Here is a 409-nt window from a genome sequence, read left to right as displayed (position 1 = left end):
GGCATACGACAGTGATCTCTCGGCGTTGGTCGGCACAAGTGCAGGTTATCGCGGCTCGAGTGAAGCCTGCGGAGCGACGCGGTCTTCGCTGCCCGTCACATTCTCAGCAGCGCCTCAGCTTATTCACACGTCCGCCACACGCGGGTACGAGAAGCTACGGGTGATCGCTTGATCGACAAGCAACACGAAGAGGAACAACTCGTCGGTGCCGTTGGTTGAACACGGCAGCGTGGGCCGCACCGACACGTGTTCCTGAGCAGGAGGATCCAGCCATCTACAAGATCAACGGAGATCTCGACACCGCTCTGCTGCCTGAATCCGCGACCGAGGACTTGAGCGGCACCGCAGTCTTCGATGCCACCGGCGAACAGAACACGATGCCGTCCTGGGACGAGCTCGTTCGCGAGCA

General features: G+C 60.9%; 1 pseudogene. It reads left to right on the top strand.

Features of this window, described 5'->3' with window-relative positions:
- Positions 1-272: 272 nt before the first annotated feature.
- Positions 273-409: pseudogene (locus A2J03_RS03625) on the top strand (RNA polymerase sigma factor SigE); the annotation flags it as partial.

Source organism: Rhodococcus sp. EPR-157 (genome assembly GCF_001647195.1).
Taxonomy (GTDB): Bacteria; Actinomycetota; Actinomycetes; order Mycobacteriales; family Mycobacteriaceae; genus Rhodococcoides.
The sequence above is the reverse complement of the archived record's forward strand: the minus strand, read 5'-3'. Positions and strand labels throughout refer to the sequence as shown.